A 17369-nucleotide genomic window follows, 5' to 3' on the forward strand; every position below is an offset into this window, starting at 1 on the left:
TCAGATCCGGTGTCCGGCGAGGGAGGCCCGGGGGATCAGGTAGACGAAGATCGTGATCAGGAGCAGCGCGACGTAGCCGGCGACGAAACCGCCGAACGCCGGTGCGTACGACCCTGTGCCGCTCTTCGCCGCGGCGAGCACCTGGGGGATCACGAATCCGCCATAGGCGCCGATCGCCGAGATCAGGCCCAGGGCGGCCGCACCCTTGCGCTGGGTGCTGACCGCGAGTGCATCACCCGCGGTCGCGGCTCCTCGCGCGGCGAAGACGTTGGGGATCATCCGGTAGGTCGCGCCGTTGCCGACCCCCGCGGCGACGAACAGCAGCAGGAAGCATCCGAGGAAGAGCGCGAAGCTGTCCGCTTCGAGGGTGACGAGCAGCGAAAGGGCCCCGACGATCATGAGCGAGAAGGCGGCGATCGTCATCGGCGCACCGCCGAAGCGGTCGGCGAGCTTTCCGCCGTAAGGGCGGGCGAGCGAACCGACCAGCGCGCCGAGGAACGCCAGTGTGATCGAGGCGCTGCCGATCTGGAAGGTCGAGAACTCGGGGAAGGTGTCGGCGATGAGCTTCGGGAAGACGCTGGCGAAGCCGATGAACGATCCGAACGTGCCGATGTAGAGCAGCGAGAGCACCCACAGGTGCGGTTCGCGCAGGGCGGCGGCGGCTCCGGCGAAGTCGGCCTTGGCGGACGAGAGGTTGTCCATGTGGCGCCAGGCGCCCCAGACGGCTACGAGGATCAGCGGCACCCACATCCACCCGGCGAGCGAGAGGTTGAACGTGAAGGCGGCGGTCATCGAGACGACGATCGGCACCGCGAGCTGCGCCACGGACGTGCCGAGGTTGCCGCCGGCGGCGTTGAGGCCGAGCGCCCAGCCTTTCTCCTTCTGCGGGAAGAAGTAGGTGATGTTCGCCATCGAGCTGGCGAAGTTGCCGCCGCCGAAGCCGGCGAGGGCGGCCACGGCGAGCAGCACGCCGAACGGGGTCTCGGGGTCTTGCACGACGATGCCGAGCAGCACAGCCGGGATCAGCAGCAGGAGGGCCGAGACCATCGTCCAGTTGCGTCCGCCGAAGCGGGCGACGAGGAACGTGTAAGGGAATCGCAGGGTCGCGCCGACGAGGCTCGGCAGCGAGATCAGCCAGAACGACTCGGTGGTGCTGAGCGTGAAGCCGGCGGCCGGGAGCAGCACGACGACGATGCTCCAGAGCTGCCAGATGATGAACCCCAGGAACTCGGCGAAGATCGACCAGCCCAGGTTGCGGCGGGCGATCGCCTTGCCCTCGGCGGCCCAGAACGTCGGATCCTCGGGGTTCCACCCGTCGATCCAGCGACCGGGTCGATGGGTGAGCGTGACGGCGGGGGCATCGACGCTGCGTGTTCCGGTGGTCTGTGACATCGCGGCTCCTGGCGTTCGAGAGGGTGAATGCTCTGAACGTAGGCGGCGGATGTTGCAGGGCCGCGCGCATGCCGTTTCGGTGTGATTACTTCTCGATCACATCGGGGAGGGCGGCGATGAGAGAACTTCAGGAATCGTGGTCGTCGGCGCGCCAGGATGCCGCCAGCGCGGTGATCGCTGCGACCGCCGCGGCCGTGTCCTCGCGGCCGCCGCCCGCGCGACCTGCGGCGAGGCCGGCGAGGTAGGCACTGAGCGGGGCGGCGGGGCGCGCGACGCCGTGCGCGACGTCGCGGGCGAGATCGAGGAGCAGCCCGATGTCGACGGACGCCCGGTCGATCCCGAGGGCGGCGCAGGCGGCGGAGGTCCAGTCGTCGAGGGCCTCGACCGGAAGATGCTGCGGCTGGTCGGTCATGTCGTCTCCTGGTTCGGTGCGCTGCCACGCAGGGCGTCTGTGCCGTTGTCGTGGTCGGCGTCTGTGCCGTTGCGGGTGGGTGCCTGCACGGTGGCGCGGGCTCGTTCGAGATCGTCCCACGTGTCGACGTCGGCCGCCAGGGCTCCCGCCGGCAGAGCGCTGATGGTGAGGCCCGCGAGCAGTGAACGGATGGATGCGTCTCGGCCGCCGTCGGGGAGGGTGGCGACAGCTCGGCGCAGCGCGTCGGTGCGATAGAGCCCGATCAGCCACTGCATCCGCCCGGAGTCGTCGGTCAGGCAGACGCCGTCTTCGCCGCCGGCGAGGGGCGGATGCCGACGCAGCAGCGCGACCGCCTCTTCGGCGTTCGGCAGGTCGGCCGCCAGCACGAACACGTCAGCGCTCTCGGTGCGTGCGAGTCCGGCCGCGACGCCGGCGACCGGGCCGCCGAACTCGGGGGTCTCGCGAGTCCAGACGACCTCGCCCTGCACGGGCGCGGGCGGGCCGACGACGATGATCGGGTCGCAGCCTGCGACGGCCGCGACCGCCCGATCGAGCAGCGTGCGACCGCCCACGTCGAGCAGCGGCTTGGCGGCACCGTCGAGCCGAGACGCCCGCCCGCCCGCAAGGACGATCGCCGCGGTTGCGCCGCTCGTGTCGGCGGCGCTCGCGTCGGCGGCGCTTGCTGCGGTCACGAGAGCAGCATCACGTCGACGAGGTCGCCGGCGGCCACCGCCGATACCTCGGCGGGCACGACGGCGTAGGCATCCGCTCTGGCGAGTCCTGCGGCGAGGTGCGCGCCGGACGACCCGTCGGCGGCTGCCGGGTGCACCGCCCAGGCGGCGGGGTCGGATCGGTCGAGAGTCACCGGCACATACTGCTGTCGTCCTGCCGGGCTGCGCCACCCGGCGGTGGTCGTGAGACGGATCATCGGGCGCTGCAGCGGCTCACGCCCCTGGAGAGCGAGCAGTGCCGGGCGCACGAACGCCTCGAACGAGGCGGCGACGCTGGCGGGGTTGCCAGGCAGGCCGAAGATCAGCGCGTCGTCTATTCGTCCGAAGGCCTGCGGTCTGCCGGGCTGCATGGCGACCGCGACGAACTCGATGCGATCGCGCAGCACGTTCTTGACGACCTCGTGGGCGCCGGCGCTGACGCCGCCCGAGGTGACCACGACATCGACGCGGCCGGCGTGCAGCGCACGGTCGACGAGGGCTGTGAAGGCGGCATCTTCGTCGGTCACCGTGTCGACCGAGATGACGTCGGCGCCCGCCTCGGCGCACATCGACGCGAGCAGCACCGAGTTCGACTCGGGGATCTGCCCTCGGTCGAGGTCTGCCCCGGGGGCGGCGAGCTCGGTGCCCGTCGAGATCACGGCGACCCGGGGGCGACGACGCACCTGCACGGTGTCGATGCCCGTGGCCGCGATGGCCGTCAGCTGCAGCGGCCCGAGCACGGTGCCCGCCGGCGCGACGACCTCGCCGGCGCGCAGTTCCTCTGCACGGCGGCGGATGTGAGCGCCCTCGCGGGCAGGAGCCGTGGTCACGATGGCCGGGGCATCCCAGGCCTGCAGCCCGTCACGGGTGTGCTCGAAGGGCACGACGACGGTCGCCGTACGCGGCACGGGAGCGCCGGTCATGATCCGAGCGGCCAGCCCTGGACGCAGCTCGGGCTCCTCGGACGACCCCGCCGGCAGGTCGGCGATGACGCGTAGTTCGGCAGGGTGCTCGGCCGTCGCTGCCTCGACGTCGGCGAAGATGACGGCGTATCCGTCCATCGCGGAGTTGTCGAACAGCGGCACATCGACCCGGGCGCGCACGTCGTCCGCGAGGGTGCGACCGGCTGCCAGCGCGATCGGCACCGCCTCTGCGCGGAGCGGCCGGGCGGCGGCCGACACCTTCGCCTGCTGCTCCTCGACCGTCAGCATGGCACGAGGAGCGAGGGAGGTGGCGTGGTGCATGCAGTCAGCGTACGACGGTCGCGGGGGTGTCCCCGCGACCGCGTCGCCCCTCTTCCCCTTGTTTCCCCGTTCTCGTGTCAGCGCTCTCGAGTCAGTGCTCGCGGAACATCGGCCAGCCGCTGCCCGGCAGCATGTGCGAATGCAGCGCACCCTTGGCCGATTCCAGGGTCGGATACGTGCCCGTCGCGGCATCCGCTCCGGCCATGACGACGGTGTATCCCCCGTCATCGTGTCGGATGCTGCCGACGACGCCGTTCGTGCCGTACGCCACCCAGAGGGCCAGAGTCTTGGTCGTGCTCATCATCGAACCCCTTCCGTTGCTGGTGAGGGTACGCCCCGGCGCACCGGAATACCAGCCCCTGTCGGAGGGTGCGCGGGTGCCGGTGCGGCGGCGCGTGGTCAAAAGCGCAGCGTTCAGTCGGTGGGTGGTCGAAAAGGCACGGCTACGGGCCGGTGGGGATGCGTTATTGACCACTCAGCGCGTCGGTCGTGCGGGCGGTCGTGCGCACGTAGGGAGAGCGGTGGGCAGGCGCAGGCGCGGGCGCAGGCGCGGGCGCAGGGGCAGGGGGGTGTGTCAGGAGCGCGACGCGATCGCACGGCGGATGCGGTCGAGCAGCATCCGTCCTCCGTCGTCGAGGTCTAGTTGCGTCACTCGGATGACGATCCAGCCGATGTCCTCGAGTTCTCGCTGCCGCTGAATGTCACGGCGCCACTGGTCGCGGTCGGTTCGGTGTCCGTCGCCCTCGTATTCGACGGCGATTCGGAGCTCGGGATACGCGAGGTCGCTTCTCGCGATGATCACGCCGTCGCGACGGATCTCGTGCTGGACCACGGGCTCGGGAAGGCCTGCCGCGACGAGCAGCAGACGCGTCTCGGTCTCCTTCGGGGACTCGACGGACGCCCGCACCGCGGGCAGCGCAGCTCGCACGCGCGCACCCGGCGAAGCGCCCCCAGTGGCGCAGGCGTTGATCGATCTCCTCGACCGTGTGCAGGGGGCGGTCGGCGCGCAGCCCCGGGTAGTTGTCTGCGGTCGTGACGAGAGCGTCGAGGGCCACCACGAGCTCGTCGTCGGTGAACGACGCGACGCAGAGGAAGAGGGCGGCCAGAGGGTCGACGACGGGGACGCGGCCGATCCACCACAGCTGTGCTCTGCCGGTTGCGAGCCTTCGACTCCTCACACCCCGCGTGCGCGGCCGGACGGCATCCGTCGCCACGACGACGTCGATGTCGTCGGTGACCTTCCACGAGCCCGGAACGGGATAGCCCCACACGCGCATCGCGGTCGCGCCCCCGATCAGCTGTCCCGGTCTCAGTCGCGAGGCGAGCGCGAACACTCTGTGCAGAGGTGTCGTCTGAGGCGTGAGCGATCGCACACCGTGGAAGGGGCGGTGCAGGTCGGCGGCTGCCGCACGGCCGCGTCCCACCCCCGCTGCCGCTGCCGCTCGAACGGTGAAGGTGGCTCCGAGTGTGGGCGGCAGCACAGATCGACGACGCATCTCCCCAGCATCCGCGTCCGGGGAGCGCCATTCGGAGAGCTGCGCGTTGCGGGCCGGGAGCTGTGCATAAGTCGGTCTCCCCGCCGCCGTGGTGGAGGAGTGATTCAGGCCGTCGTCGCGTCAGCGACGTCGCCCGTACGCCGATGGATGGTCGAAAGCGCATCGGAGCGGAGGAGCGTGGTCAAAAACGCATCCCACGCGGCCCTCAGGCGTGCGCTTTTGACCATCCACGCCCGCGGGCGGGACGCGCGGGGACCGCGACTAGAGAGCGGCGGCGATGAGCTCGAGCGTCTGCGCGCGGCCGGCGGCGGCGTCGCGCGGCTCGGACTCGTAGGCTCCGGCGACGGGCGAGAGCATGACCTCGTCGACGCCGTACTTCGTCGCGAACGCACGCACCTCTTCGGCGACGGACTCTCCCGTGCCGACGAACCACCGCGAGCGGGCTGCTTCGACGACCTGGTCGGTCGCGGGATCCGACTCGGCGGCGAGCGCCTCTTCGACGGTCTCGAGCGCGATGAGCGGCTTGTTCAGCCGCAGGCGCGACATCATGCGCAGCTGCGGCAGGGCACGGGCCTCGGCCTCCTCCTGCGTCGGCGAGGCGACGACGTTGACCGTGAGGAACGTGCGGGGCTCGGGGTGCTCTTCGCTCGGCTGGTAGCCGGTGCGGTAGAGGTCGAGTGCTCGTTCGAGACCCTGGCCCGAGAAGTGGTTCGCGAAGACATAGGGCAGCCCGTGCGATGCGGCGAGCTGCGCCGAGTAGTCGCTCGACCCGAGCAGCCAGACCTCGGGGCTTCCGCCGGCGGCGGGCGTCGCGTGCACCGTGTACTCGCCACCCGACGTGAAGCGCACGGTGGCGCCGTCGCTCGAGAGGAGCGCAGCGATGTCCTGCACGTTGCGGGGGAACTGCTCGACGTCGCTCGTCGTGCCCGATCCGCGCAGCAGCTGGGTGATGACCGGGTCGCTGCCGGGAGCGCGGCCGAGGCCGAGGTCGATGCGTCCTGGCGCGATCGCCTCGAGCGCGGCGAACTGCTCGGCGACGATGAGCGGGGCGTGGTTGGGCAGCATGACGCCGCCGGATCCCAGACGGATCTTCGTCGTGCGCATCGCGGCGGCGGCGATCAGCACCGGGGGAGTGGTGGACGCCACGGCCGGCATGTTGTGGTGCTCGGCGAACCAGTAGCGGCGATAGCCGAGGCGGTCGGCGGTCGCGGCGAGATCGAGGGAGGAGGAGATCGCCTCGGCACTGGTCTGGCCGGTGCGAACGGGGACGAGGTCGAGGACGGAGAGCGCGGTGGAAGTCATCCCCGAATGCAACGGCGGGGGCGGGCGGGGAATTCCCGCCCGCCCCATCGTCGCCGGTGGGTCGTCACGCTGCGGCGAGGGCGGAGGATGCCGACGGTGAGAACTCCTCGGCCAGAGCGTGGCGCGCGAGGTGGTAGCGGATGTGCCAGGCCGCGCTGAAGCTCTGCTCGGGAAGCCGAGCGAGCACCGCTCGATCGTCGGAGTCGAGACCGTCGCGGGCTGCTTCGCGCAACAGGTCGTCGCGCGTCGCCGGGTACTCCATCCCGCGCAGGAAGCGGTCGAGTGCAGCGGAGTCGTGCATGGGTCGTCCTTTCCAGAGGAGGAAGCGGGGGGCGGGTGCGCCCCGGCCCCCGTGCTGTCAGGCAGCGATCGACTGTCGGCTGTCGCTCGACTCGACCTCGATCTTGCGCGGCTTCGCCCTCTCGCTGACGGGGATGATCACCGAGAGCACGCCGCTCTCGTACGAGGCGCTGATCGCGTCGAGGTCCACTCCGTCGCCGAGCGAGAACTGACGGAGGAACGAGCCTGCTCCGCGTTCGCGGGCGAGCCAGCGGACGCCTTCGCGGCCGTCGGCCGTGCGCTGCGCGCGGATCGTGAGCTGGCCGCCGTCGAGGTCGACGTCGATGGACCCCGGATCGATGCCGGGAAGATCGGCGTGCAGGACGTACTTGTCGCCGTCGCGGTAGAGGTCCACCGGCATGAGACGCGGTGCGCGGACGGAGTCCAGCACGCTCGCAGCGAAGCGGTCGAGCTGACTGAACGGATCGAAGGACATGGCCATGAGTGTCTCCTTTCGTGTGGCCCGGGTGGGCGTTGTGGATGCAGATTATCTGCATCTGTTGCTATAGATTTGTTATAGAACAACATCGAATAGAATGCAAGTGCCACGAGAAGGAGCTGCCGATGGATGAGCGTGATCCGAGCATGCCGGTGTACGGCATCGCCGTCGCCGCCCAGCTCAGCGGCGTCCCCGAAGCGAGTCTGCGGCTCTTCGAGGCGAAGGGCCTGGTCACGCCTGCGCGCAGCGACGGAGGCACGCGCCGATACAGCGACGACGATCTCGCCCGCATCCGTCGGGTGACGGGCCTGCGTGTCGAGGGCATCAACATCGTCGGCATCCGACGAGTCCTCGATCTGGAGGACGAGAACGCCGGACTCCGCGACGAACTCAGGGACGATCGTCCCTGACCCCGTCGGAACCGCCCGATCCCGTCGGAACCGCCCGGCGGCGGCGCGGCAGGGCAGTACTTTAGGGGCATGGATGCCGAGATCTTCTACGTGCTCGTCGGTGCTGTGGTCGTGGCGGCGATCGCCCGATGGCGCGGATGGCCGGCTCCGCTGCTCGTCACGGTGGTCGCGCTCGCGGCATCCTTCCTGCCGTTCGTTCCCGAGGTCGAGATCGACGGGCACCTGCTGCTGAACCTCGTGCTGCCGCCGCTGCTGTATTCGGCGGCGCTCGACGTGTCGTTCGTGGGTTTCAAGCGCAGCCTGCCGCAGATCCGGCGCCTCGGCGTCACCCTCGTGCTGCTCACGGCTGTCGCCGTGGGACTGGTGGCGTGGTGGATCCTGCCGTCGCTGACCCTGCCGGGCGCGCTGCTGCTCGGTGCCATCGTGGCACCGCCCGATGCGGTCTCGGCCGCGGCCATCGGCCGCAAGCTCGGGCTTCCGCGCCGCATCATGACGGTGCTGTCGGGGGAGAGCCTGATCAACGATGCGACCTCGCTGACCCTCTATCGCGTGTGCGCGGCGATCATCGCGGGGGCGACCCTGACCGTCTGGGACGGCATCTGGCAGTTCCTGCTCGCGGTCGGCGTCGGCGTCGCGGTCGGACTCGTCTTCGGCATCGTGCTGCACCAGCTGCGCATGCGCATCAGCGACCCGGTCGTGATCGGCACCTTCGGGCTGCTCGCACCGTTCGGCGCATATGCGATCGCCGAGCACCTGCTCGGCTCGGGCGTGCTCGCGGTCGTCGCGATGGGACTGTATGTCGGATACAACTCGCCTCGCACCGACTACACGACCCGTCAGCAGGAGGCGCCCCTCTGGCTCTCGGCCGACCTGCTGCTCGAGAGCTTCGTGTTCGCCTACATCGGCCTGCAGTTCCCGCGCGTGCTCAGCGACCTCGGGGGCGAGGAGGTCGGTCGCATCCTGATGCTGTCGGGTGTCGTGCTGCTCGTCGTCTTGTTCGTGCGGCCGCTCTACGTGTACCCGACGAATCTCTGGGCGAACTTCCAAGACCGCAAACGGTTGGAACGCTGGGATCGAACGGTCGAATCCGGAGCCTTCGACGAGCGCCGCCGCGACTCGAAACGCTGGAAGCAGTACAGCGCAGAAGAGCTGCGCTCCAAGATCGTGCGCGACCGCATGGCGGGGCTGCAGCTGACCTGGAAGGACAACGCCGTCATCTCGTGGGCGGGCATGCGCGGTGTGGTGACGCTGGCGACCGCGCTCGCCGCAGCCGATCTCGCTGCTCTCGACACCGAGCCGTCGCACGCGATCGTCGTCGTCGCCTACGTCGTGACCCTCGGCACGCTGCTGCTGCAGGGCCTGACCCTGCCGCTGCTGATCCGCAGTCTCGGCATCGCCAGCGACGTCGATGACGAAGAGGACGAGCGCGCGATCGCCGACGTCAAGGCGAAGAGCCGCGAGGCGGGCAAGGCCTTCCTCGCCGAGAAGCGCGACGAGTGGGTCGACAAGTACGGCAGCGTCGACATCGGCGTCTTCGATGCCTTCACCAAGCGCATGACCAGGGTCGAGAAGGCCGCAGACGAGGCGCAGGAGGTCGAGGAGGCGGTGACCCGCCCCTCGTACGAAGACCTCGCAGCGCTCACCCGCGGGTGGCTGCAGGTGCGCCGTGACATCCTCCTCGCAGAGCGAGACGCCGGCAACCTCGACGAGGAGGTCATGCGCGAGCTGATGGCCGCGATGGATGCTGAGGAGCTCGCCCTCGACACCCGCGCCGCCACGCGTCTGCAGGGTCGCGCGTAGCGGGAGACAGACGAGCGCCCCGCCCCTGAGTGGGGCGAGGCGCTCGGTCGGTGCGGCGAAGGGTCAGCGGGTGCCGGCCGGCTCCTTCTCGGATGCTGCGGCATCCGCCTCGGGTGCCTCGTCGTCGGCCGAGTCGTCGGCGAACGGCAGGCCCTCGCGCGGTGCGTTGTAGAGCTCCTCGTCGAGGATGCCCTCGCGCTTCGCGACGATGGTCGGCACGAGCGCCTGGCCCGCGACGTTGACCGCGGTGCGGCCCATGTCGAGGATCGGGTCGATGGCGAGCAGCAGTCCGACGCCCTCGAGCGGCAGGCCCAGCGTCGACAGCGTCAGCGTGAGCATGACGGTCGCTCCGGTGGTGCCGGCGGTGGCGGCGGAGCCGACGACCGAGACGAGCACGATCAGCAGGTACTGCACGAGGTTCAGTTCGATGCCGAAGAACTGTGCGACGAAGATCGCGGCGATGGCGGGGTAGATCGCGGCGCAGCCGTCCATCTTCGTGGTCGCACCGAACGGCACGGCGAACGAGGCGTACGAGCGGGGCACGCCGAGGTTGCGCTCGGTCACGCGCTCGGTGAGGGGCAGGGTGCCGATCGACGAGCGGCTGACGAACGCCAGCTGCACGGCGGGCCAGACGCCCGAGAAATACTGCTTGATCGAGAGTCCGTGCGTCTTCACCAGGATCGGGTAGACGACGAAGAGCACGAGAGCCAGGCCGACGTAGACGGCGATCGCGAACCAGCCGAGCGACGCCAGCTTCTCCCAGCCGTATTTGACCACCGCGGCGCCGATGAGGCCGAAGGTGCCGAGGGGGGCGATGCGGATGATCCACCACAGCACGCGCTGGATGACCTTCAGAAGCGACTCGGTGAACGCGAGGAACGGCTCGGCCTTCTTGCCGGCCTTGAGAGCGGCGATGCCGACGGCGACCGCGATCACGATGACCTGCAGGATGTTGAAGTTCACGCTCGACGAGAACGTGCCGTCGGTGGCTCCCGGGTTCGTGCTGACGCTGAGCCCGAGGAAGTTCTGCGGGATCAGACCCAGCAGGAAGTTCCACCACGTGCCGACCGTGTACGGGTCGCCGGGCTCGAGGCCCTCACCGGCGCGGTTTCCCGGCTGGATGACCAGGCCGAGCGTGATTCCGACGATCACGGCGATGAATGCGGTGATCGCGAACCACAGCAGGGTCTGGCCCGCGAGGCGCGCGGCGTTCTGCACTCGGCGCAGATTCGAGATGCTGGCGACGATCGCGGTGAAGATCAGCGGCACGACGGCGGCGCGCAGCAGTGTCACGTACGAGCTGCCGATCGTGTCGAGGGTGGCCGAGAGGCCGTTCGGGCTGTCGGCGGTGGCGCCCAGCTGGCGGGCGATCAGGCCGGCGGCGATGCCGAGGACGAGGGCCGCGAGGATCTGGAAGCCGAACGAGGTCAGCAGCTTCCGGACGGGACCGCGGGTGTCAGGCGCCTTCGTGGGGCGGGCGGTGGTGCTCATTGGATTGGGGACTCCAGAATCGGTGCGCGCCGTGTGCGCGCTATAACGCCCAACGCTATGAGGGCGAGTGAATTCCGAGGCTGAGATGACGAAGGATGACGAGGGCCGCGGCATCCGTCATCCCTCGTCAGGCGACCTGGCGGGTCAGGCCGCGCACTTCTCGAGGTTGTCGGTCAGGATCTGCGTGGTCAGAGCCTTGTCCTCTTCGCTCGACTGCTTATCCTCGCCGCCTGGTCGCGTCGGCTGTGTTCTGCCACGATGGCCTCATGTTCATGGTGACCACGAACGACATCCCCGGCTACCGCATCACCCAGGTGCTGGGGGAGGTCATGGGTCTGACGGTGCGATCGACCGACTTCGGGCAGGGTTTCGCCGCCGGGTTCCGCTCGCTCGGCGGTGGCGAGATCCCCGAATACACGCAAGTGATGTACGAGGCGCGGCAGGTCGTGATGGGCCGCATGTGGGCCGAGGCGCAGCAGCGCGGTGGCAATGCGATAGTCGCGATGCGCTTCGATGCCGGCTCGATCCAGAACTTCACCGAGATCTGCGCCTACGGCACCGCCGTGGTCGTCGAACCTCTCGCGCCGGTCCCGCAGGCCCCGCAGCCGCCGCAGGCCTGACCTACGCCAGCACCAGCAGGTCGCCGACCTCGCACCCGAGGGCGTCGCAGATCGCCCGCAACGTCGAGTACCTGATCGCTCGCGCCCGGTCGTTCTTCAGCACCGACAGGTTGACGATGCTCACGCCGACGCGCGCGCTCAGCTCGGTCAGAGTCATGCCGCGCTCCGCGAGCAGCTCGTCGAGGCGGCAGTGGATGCCGGTGAGTTCGTCGTCGTTCTCGGCCGGGGTCATACGAGTCCCCTCGTCTCGTCCTCGAGGGCCGCGTTCGTGCGCTGCAGGCGGATGCCCTGCCGGAACGCTGCTGCGATGAGTCCCACCGCGACGCCGGTCGCGAAGATCGGGACGATCGACCAGAACTCGATCGGATGCACGGGCTCGCCGGAGCCGAGGCCCACCGCAGCGGACACCCCGTTCAGCCCCAGCTTCTCGAGCAGCACGATGAACATCGGAGCGAGCACGAGAGTCCAGCCGATCGCGTCGAAGGCCCGCGCGTTGCTCCGCACGAAGAAGCGTCCGCGGAGGAAGTTCCAGGCGACGAGCATCACGCCGACGATGACGATCAACGGGGCGAGCGCCCACAGCACGAGCGAGCCGATGATCGCCGCGGTCGCGGCGGCATCCACTCCGGTGGCGAACACCATCGCCTCCTGAGCGATCCCCTCGACCGACGCGGCTCCTGAGCCGACGGTCGCGTCGATCGGCTGCTCGTCGATGGGGATGGACCACGCGATGCCCTGGTCTCGGAAGGTTCCGAGCACGCGCAGGACGGTGCTGATCGCGGTCACCACCAGAGCGGCGGCGCCGAAGAGGATCACGGTGATCGCATCGGCGGTCTGGGAACGTGTCGCGGTCACGGTGCTCATCAGACGAGCCCGTCCGTGTCGCGCTGCAGGCGGTCGCCGATGGAGAACACCGTGCAGATGAGGGCGATGACGAACGCCCCGAGGATGAAGGTGAACGGTTCGACGCTGATCACGGCGTTGTCGATGCCGTTGTCGGTGATCTGTGCCACCGTGGCATTCGCGAGCATGTTGTCGAAGAAGCGCACAGTGGCGAAACCGACGAGTCCGGCGATGCCGGCTGTCGCGACGAGAGCGGTGTTGCGTCGGCTGAACACGCGGTCGGTCAGCACGCTCCGTGCCAGCAGGATCAGGCATCCGATCACGATGACGATCGTGAGGATCTGCGCCACTTGGCCGATGATGCCCGGCACTGCGGCGATCGCCGGCAGCTGAGGCGCGGTGATCACAGCGCTGTCGACGCCGACGGAGATGCTGGTGCCGTTGCTCAGCGGCAGGTCGACCGGCGTCTGCGAGCCGATGAGCTCGATCAGCACCGGCACGTCGACGCCCCGGGCGAGTTCGATGATCCGCATGACCGAGAAGACGGTGATGTAGGCGGCGATCAGCACGCCCGAGATGCAGAAGCCGACCAGGGCTCCGCGGTCGCCTCGGGAGATCGTCCGGTTCTTCGTCGAGGTCATCATCCACTCCTTATCGAGAGTCGTTATTACCGATAATCGTTAACATAACGACTGTCGATAAGTGAGTCAACCCCGGCCGCACGAGAGCGCCGTCACCGACCGTCACGGCGCTATGCCGACGGCGAACACGGGCATACAGCATCCGCACGGTGGTTACTCTCGATGTACAGGCGCGGAGACCCGTCGAGGACTCAGCGCTTCGCCCCGTGCGAATAAGGAGTCACAGCATGTTCGAGAGATTCACGGACCGAGCCCGTCGAGTGGTCGTCCTCGCCCAAGAAGAGGCGAAGATGCTCAACCACAACTACATCGGCACTGAGCACATCCTGCTCGGCCTCATCCACGAGGGTGAGGGTGTCGCAGCCAAGGCGCTCGAAAGCCTCGGTATCTCCCTTGACGCCGTCCGCGAGCAAGTGCAGGACATCATCGGTCAGGGCCAGCAGCAGCCCACCGGTCACATCCCGTTCACGCCGCGCGCCAAGAAGGTGCTCGAGCTCAGCCTCCGTGAGGCTCTGCAGCTCGGCCACAACTACATCGGAACCGAGCACATCCTGCTCGGCCTCATCCGCGAGGGCGAGGGTGTCGCAGCCCAGGTGCTCGTCAAGCTCGGCGCCGACCTCAACAAGGTCCGCCAGCAGGTCATCCAGCTCCTGTCGGGTGCTCCCGGACGCGAGCCGGCAGCCGTCGGCGCGCAGTCGAACGACACCCCGAGCGCCCAGGGCGGCTCGCAGGTGCTCGACCAGTTCGGTCGCAACCTGACGCAGGCCGCGCGCGACAACAAGCTCGACCCGGTCATCGGGCGCGAGAAGGAGATCGAGCGGGTCATGCAGATCCTGTCTCGCCGCTCCAAGAACAACCCCGTGCTGATCGGTGAGCCCGGCGTCGGCAAGACCGCCGTCGTCGAGGGCCTCGCCCAGGCGATCGTCAAGGGCGATGTGCCCGAGACGCTGAAGGACAAGCAGCTCTACTCGCTCGACCTCGGCTCTCTCATCGCCGGCTCCCGCTACCGCGGTGACTTCGAGGAGCGCCTGAAGAAGGTCACCAAGGAGATCCGCACGCGCGGCGACATCATCGTCTTCATCGACGAGATCCACACCCTCGTGGGTGCGGGTGCCGCCGAGGGCGCGATCGACGCGGCCAGCATCCTGAAGCCCCTCCTCGCTCGTGGAGAGCTCCAGACCATCGGTGCCACCACGCTCGACGAGTACCGCAAGCACTTCGAGAAGGATGCCGCTCTCGAGCGTCGCTTCCAGTCGATCCAGGTGAACGAGCCGAGCCTCCCTCACACGATCAACATCCTCAAGGGACTCCGCGACCGGTACGAAGCGCACCACAAGGTGCAGATCACCGACGGCGCGATCGTCGCGGCATCGAACCTCGCCGACCGCTATGTCTCCGACCGGTTCCTACCCGACAAGGCCATCGACCTGATCGACGAGGCCGGTGCACGCCTGCGCCTCAGCATCCTGTCGAGCCCGCCCGAGCTGCGCGAGTTCGACGAGAAGATCGCCAAGGTGCGCGAGCAGAAGGAAGTCGCGTCCGAGGACCAGGACTTCGAGAAGGCCGCATCGCTGCGCGACGAGGAGAAGAGCCTCCTCGCCGAGCGCCTGCGCCTCGAGAAGCAGTGGCGTTCGGGTGACGTCGCGACCCAGGCGGTCGTCGACGAGGGCCTGATCGCCGAGGTGCTCGCACAGGCCACCGGCATCCCGGTCTTCAAGCTGACGGAAGAGGAGTCCTCGCGACTCGTCTTCATGGAGAAGGCTCTGCACCAGCGCGTCATCGGTCAGGAGGAGGCCATCGCGGCGCTCTCCAAGACGATCCGTCGTCAGCGTGCCGGCCTCAAGGACCCGAAGCGTCCCTCCGGTTCGTTCATCTTCGCCGGCCCCACGGGTGTCGGAAAGACCGAGCTGGCCAAGGCGCTCGCCGAGTTCCTGTTCGACGACGAAGCTGCTCTCATCTCGCTCGACATGAGCGAGTTCGGTGAGAAGCACACCGTCTCGCGTCTGTTCGGTGCTCCTCCCGGATTCGTCGGATTCGAAGAGGGCGGCCAGCTCACCGAGAAGGTGCGCCGCAAGCCGTTCAGCGTGGTGCTGTTCGACGAGATCGAGAAGGCCCACCCGGACATCTTCAACTCGCTGCTGCAGATCCTCGAAGAGGGTCGGCTGACCGATGGTCAGGGCCGCGTGATCGACTTCAAGAACACCGTCATCATCATGACCACCAACCTCGGTGCTCGTGACATCGCCGGTGGTCCGGTCGGATTCCAGATCGAGGGCGTCAACTCGACGAACTACGAGCGGATGAAGGGCAAGGTCAACGAAGAGCTCAAGCGCAACTTCAAGCCCGAGTTCCTCAACCGCGTCGACGACATCATCGTGTTCCCGCAGCTGTCGAAGGAGGAGCTCGTGCAGATCGTCGATCTGTTCACCAAGCGCCTCGGCGAGCGTCTGCTCGACCGCGACATGACGATCGAGCTGTCTCAGGCCGCCAAGGAGCGTCTCATCGAGATCGGGTTCGACCCGGCACTCGGTGCCCGCCCCTTGCGTCGCGCGATGCAGCACGAGGTCGAGGACCGTCTGTCCGAGAAGATCCTGCACGGCGAGCTCAACCCGGGCGACCACGTGAAGGTCGACTCGAAGGACGGCGAGTTCCTCTTCGAGCACGGCCCCCGCGGCGAGAAGGTCGCGGTCGGCGTGAACACCGGCGGAGCGATCTCCGGCACCCCTGACCTGGCGGTCGCCAGCGGGGAGTGACCTGATCACAGAAGGGGCGGATGCTGCGGCATCCGCCCCTTCTGCGTGTCCGGGTGGTCCAGCACTCCGGCATTCCGCGTCCGCTCAGGGTCTCGGGAGGTGACGGGTTCTAGGCTTGACGTGTGAGCGAGTACATCGTCCGGCCGGCGCGCAGCGCTGACATCATCGGCATCCGCAACCTGCTGCAGCCGATGGTCGAGCAGCGCATCCTGCTCGGCAAAGACCTGGCAGTGCTCTATGGCGCGGTGCAGGAGTTCGTCGTCGCCGAAGCCGACGGCGAGCTGATCGGATGCGGCGCGCTTCACGTGTTCTGGGAGGACCTCGGCGAGGTGCGCACCCTCATGGTCCGCGGTGACTGGCTGCACCATGGCGTGGGCGGTGCCATCGTCGGCGCGCTCGAAGAGCAGGCGCGCGAGCTCGGCCTCAGCCGACTGTTCTGCCTCACCTTCGAAGTCGACTTCTTCGGCCGGCGCGGCTATTCGATCATCGGCGAACAGGTCGTCGACCCTGACGTGTACTCGCAGCTGCTGCGCAGCGGCGACGCGGGTGTCGAGGAGTTCCTCGATCTCGCGCACGTCAAGCCGAACACGCTCGGCAACACCAGGATGCTGAAGAGCCTCAACTAACCTGAACTAATGCCTCGTCACTCCGCCGCCGTGTATCGTCGCCGGAGATTGGTGACCCTCGTCGCGGCGATCCTCGTGGCCGCGGTCGTCGGCGTGGCGGTATGGCTGCTCGTGGCTCGTCCGTGGGCGAATGCCGCCGAGGCGACGCCATCGCCCAGCGCATCGGCGTCTGCGCCGGAGTCGCCGACACCCGATCCCACGGCGGGCGAGTCGCCCGCAGCCGAGTCGCCCGCGCCTGAGTCGTCGGCCGAGGAGACTCCGGGGATCGTCGCGTGCGAAGCCAGAGACGTCGAGGTGGCTGCTGTCACCGATGCTGACGCATACGACCCCGGGGTCATGCCGCAGCTGTCGATCTCGCTGACCAACCGCGGTTCGACCGACTGTGCGATCGACGTGGGGTCGACGACCCAGAGGCTCACGGTGTCGAGCGGATCCGACGTCTGGTGGACGTCGACCGACTGCCAGGAGAATCCGAGCAGCATGGTCGCCACGCTTCCGGCCGGCGCGACCGTGACGAGCAAGGTGCCGGTCACCTGGGATCGCACCCGCTCGAGCGTCGAGACCTGCGCCGACGAGAATCGTCCGCGTGCACCCGGGGGCGGAGCGTCGTACCACGTCGCCGTCGAGATCGGCGGCTTCAAGGGCACGACCACGAAGCAGATCCTGCTCTATTGACGCCGAAACTGGCCAAACGTCTCGAATACAGTCCTGCACTCAGTTTCGGGTGACACTGGTCGTTCTTTGGGATACCATTGAAGTGACCCTTGCAGACTTGCGGCGCATGCCATCCCCAGTGGCGTCGAGCACAGCGTCCCCAGCGCTTCGACATGCCGCCCGAGGGTCCGAGGGCC

The 17369-nt window shown here is 68.5% G+C and carries 19 protein-coding genes; 6 read left to right on the forward strand and 13 right to left on the reverse strand.

The window, feature by feature from the left end; genetic code table 11:
* The 9 genes from OB895_RS14645 to OB895_RS14685 all read right to left on the reverse strand — a co-directional run bounded on the left by OB895_RS14645 (window position 1) and on the right by OB895_RS14685 (window position 7337).
* Window positions 1-1392, reverse strand: coding sequence for an MFS transporter (locus tag OB895_RS14645; protein WP_079113557.1), 1392 nt, complete (start codon window positions 1390-1392; stop codon window positions 1-3).
* 127 nt (window positions 1393-1519) lie between these two features.
* A complete protein-coding gene (locus OB895_RS14650) occupies window positions 1520-1804 on the reverse strand; it encodes a DUF6457 domain-containing protein (protein WP_079113556.1) in 285 nt (94 codons plus the stop codon).
* Window positions 1801-2496: a molybdenum cofactor guanylyltransferase gene (gene mobA / locus OB895_RS14655; RefSeq protein ID WP_079113555.1), complete on the reverse strand. Its 696-nt coding sequence runs from the start codon at window positions 2494-2496 to the stop codon at window positions 1801-1803. The genes OB895_RS14650 and mobA overlap by 4 nt, the downstream gene beginning before the upstream one ends.
* Complete coding sequence (locus OB895_RS14660) at window positions 2493-3758, reverse strand: molybdopterin molybdotransferase MoeA (RefSeq protein ID WP_228385582.1); 1266 nt, start codon at window positions 3756-3758, stop codon at window positions 2493-2495. The genes mobA and OB895_RS14660 overlap by 4 nt, the downstream gene beginning before the upstream one ends.
* A 91-nt stretch (window positions 3759-3849) precedes the next feature.
* On the reverse strand, window positions 3850-4059 hold the full coding sequence (locus OB895_RS14665) for a methyltransferase (protein WP_042540132.1): 210 nt from the start codon (window positions 4057-4059) through the stop codon (window positions 3850-3852).
* Between the two features lie 273 nt (window positions 4060-4332).
* Complete coding sequence (locus tag OB895_RS14670; RefSeq protein ID WP_311877991.1) at window positions 4333-4686, reverse strand: DUF559 domain-containing protein; 354 nt, start codon at window positions 4684-4686, stop codon at window positions 4333-4335.
* Window positions 4687-5515: 829 nt separating this feature from the next.
* Complete coding sequence (locus OB895_RS14675; protein WP_056374223.1) at window positions 5516-6556, reverse strand: LLM class flavin-dependent oxidoreductase; 1041 nt, start codon at window positions 6554-6556, stop codon at window positions 5516-5518.
* Between the two features lie 64 nt (window positions 6557-6620).
* Entirely contained in the window at window positions 6621-6857 is a 237-nt protein-coding gene (locus OB895_RS14680) for a DUF2795 domain-containing protein (protein ID WP_311877992.1), read from the reverse strand.
* 57 nt (window positions 6858-6914) lie between these two features.
* Window positions 6915-7337 (reverse strand): Hsp20/alpha crystallin family protein, encoded by a 423-nt coding sequence (locus OB895_RS14685; RefSeq protein WP_042539909.1) that lies wholly within the window; start codon window positions 7335-7337, stop codon window positions 6915-6917.
* 122 nt (window positions 7338-7459) lie between these two features.
* Between OB895_RS14685 and OB895_RS14690 the strand changes: the two genes are divergently transcribed.
* On the forward strand, window positions 7460-7744 hold the full coding sequence (locus tag OB895_RS14690; protein WP_311877994.1) for a MerR family transcriptional regulator: 285 nt from the start codon (window positions 7460-7462) through the stop codon (window positions 7742-7744).
* 69 nt (window positions 7745-7813) lie between these two features.
* Window positions 7814-9544 (forward strand): cation:proton antiporter, encoded by a 1731-nt coding sequence (locus OB895_RS14695; RefSeq protein ID WP_311877995.1) that lies wholly within the window; start codon window positions 7814-7816, stop codon window positions 9542-9544.
* Window positions 9545-9607: 63 nt separating this feature from the next.
* Here OB895_RS14695 and OB895_RS14700 read toward each other — a convergent pair whose 3' ends face one another.
* A complete protein-coding gene (locus tag OB895_RS14700; RefSeq protein ID WP_311877996.1) occupies window positions 9608-11035 on the reverse strand; it encodes a dicarboxylate/amino acid:cation symporter in 1428 nt (475 codons plus the stop codon).
* A 266-nt stretch (window positions 11036-11301) separates the two neighbouring features.
* Here OB895_RS14700 and OB895_RS14705 point away from each other — a divergent pair, with 266 nt between their 5' ends.
* Window positions 11302-11655 carry a YbjQ family protein gene (locus tag OB895_RS14705; RefSeq protein WP_311877997.1) on the forward strand — a complete coding sequence of 118 codons (354 nt, stop codon included), beginning with the start codon at window positions 11302-11304 and terminating at the stop codon, window positions 11653-11655.
* 1 nt (window position 11656) lies between these two features.
* Here the strand turns inward: OB895_RS14705 and OB895_RS14710 are convergent, their stop codons facing one another.
* Genes OB895_RS14710 through OB895_RS14720 form a run of 3 tightly spaced genes read right to left on the reverse strand, consistent with a single transcriptional unit; the run spans window position 11657 to window position 13139 of the window.
* Complete coding sequence (locus OB895_RS14710; RefSeq protein WP_042539919.1) at window positions 11657-11887, reverse strand: helix-turn-helix domain-containing protein; 231 nt, start codon at window positions 11885-11887, stop codon at window positions 11657-11659.
* A complete protein-coding gene (locus OB895_RS14715; RefSeq protein ID WP_042539922.1) occupies window positions 11884-12519 on the reverse strand; it encodes a hypothetical protein in 636 nt (211 codons plus the stop codon). Before OB895_RS14715 ends, OB895_RS14710 begins: the two co-directional genes overlap by 4 nt.
* The gene (locus tag OB895_RS14720) at window positions 12519-13139 is read right to left on the reverse strand and encodes a DUF2975 domain-containing protein (RefSeq protein ID WP_311877998.1); all 621 of its coding nucleotides are present in this window, start codon (window positions 13137-13139) and stop codon (window positions 12519-12521) included. The genes OB895_RS14715 and OB895_RS14720 overlap by 1 nt, the downstream gene beginning before the upstream one ends.
* A 227-nt stretch (window positions 13140-13366) precedes the next feature.
* Here OB895_RS14720 and OB895_RS14725 point away from each other — a divergent pair, with 227 nt between their 5' ends.
* From OB895_RS14725 to OB895_RS14735, 3 genes are all read left to right on the forward strand, one after another.
* Window positions 13367-15892, forward strand: coding sequence for an ATP-dependent Clp protease ATP-binding subunit (locus OB895_RS14725; RefSeq protein WP_042539926.1), 2526 nt, complete (start codon window positions 13367-13369; stop codon window positions 15890-15892).
* Between the two features lie 122 nt (window positions 15893-16014).
* Window positions 16015-16518 (forward strand): amino-acid N-acetyltransferase, encoded by a 504-nt coding sequence (locus OB895_RS14730; protein WP_042539928.1) that lies wholly within the window; start codon window positions 16015-16017, stop codon window positions 16516-16518.
* A gap of 9 nt (window positions 16519-16527) precedes the next feature.
* The gene (locus tag OB895_RS14735; RefSeq protein ID WP_042539929.1) at window positions 16528-17193 is read left to right on the forward strand and encodes a hypothetical protein; all 666 of its coding nucleotides are present in this window, start codon (window positions 16528-16530) and stop codon (window positions 17191-17193) included.
* The last annotated feature ends 176 nt before the right edge of the window (window positions 17194-17369 follow it).

Origin of the sequence: Microbacterium forte, from assembly GCF_031885415.1 — a bacterium.
Taxonomy (GTDB): Bacteria; Actinomycetota; Actinomycetes; order Actinomycetales; family Microbacteriaceae; genus Microbacterium; species Microbacterium forte.

Coding starts and splice junctions, on each gene's coding strand:
- OB895_RS14645 (WP_079113557.1), bottom strand. CDS start 1,392: ATGTCACAGACCACCGGAACACGCAGCGTCGATGCCCCCGCCGTCACG.
- OB895_RS14650 (WP_079113556.1), bottom strand. CDS start 1,804: ATGACCGACCAGCCGCAGCATCTTCCGGTCGAGGCCCTCGACGACTGG.
- OB895_RS14660 (WP_228385582.1), bottom strand. CDS start 3,758: ATGCACCACGCCACCTCCCTCGCTCCTCGTGCCATGCTGACGGTCGAG.
- OB895_RS14665 (WP_042540132.1), bottom strand. CDS start 4,059: ATGAGCACGACCAAGACTCTGGCCCTCTGGGTGGCGTACGGCACGAAC.
- OB895_RS14675 (WP_056374223.1), bottom strand. CDS start 6,556: ATGACTTCCACCGCGCTCTCCGTCCTCGACCTCGTCCCCGTTCGCACC.
- OB895_RS14680 (WP_311877992.1), bottom strand. CDS start 6,857: ATGCACGACTCCGCTGCACTCGACCGCTTCCTGCGCGGGATGGAGTAC.
- OB895_RS14685 (WP_042539909.1), bottom strand. CDS start 7,337: ATGGCCATGTCCTTCGATCCGTTCAGTCAGCTCGACCGCTTCGCTGCG.
- OB895_RS14690 (WP_311877994.1), top strand. CDS start 7,460: ATGGATGAGCGTGATCCGAGCATGCCGGTGTACGGCATCGCCGTCGCC.
- OB895_RS14695 (WP_311877995.1), top strand. CDS start 7,814: ATGGATGCCGAGATCTTCTACGTGCTCGTCGGTGCTGTGGTCGTGGCG.
- OB895_RS14700 (WP_311877996.1), bottom strand. CDS start 11,035: ATGAGCACCACCGCCCGCCCCACGAAGGCGCCTGACACCCGCGGTCCC.
- OB895_RS14705 (WP_311877997.1), top strand. CDS start 11,302: ATGTTCATGGTGACCACGAACGACATCCCCGGCTACCGCATCACCCAG.
- OB895_RS14710 (WP_042539919.1), bottom strand. CDS start 11,887: ATGACCCCGGCCGAGAACGACGACGAACTCACCGGCATCCACTGCCGC.
- OB895_RS14715 (WP_042539922.1), bottom strand. CDS start 12,519: ATGAGCACCGTGACCGCGACACGTTCCCAGACCGCCGATGCGATCACC.
- OB895_RS14720 (WP_311877998.1), bottom strand. CDS start 13,139: ATGACCTCGACGAAGAACCGGACGATCTCCCGAGGCGACCGCGGAGCC.
- OB895_RS14725 (WP_042539926.1), top strand. CDS start 13,367: ATGTTCGAGAGATTCACGGACCGAGCCCGTCGAGTGGTCGTCCTCGCC.
- OB895_RS14735 (WP_042539929.1), top strand. CDS start 16,528: ATGCCTCGTCACTCCGCCGCCGTGTATCGTCGCCGGAGATTGGTGACC.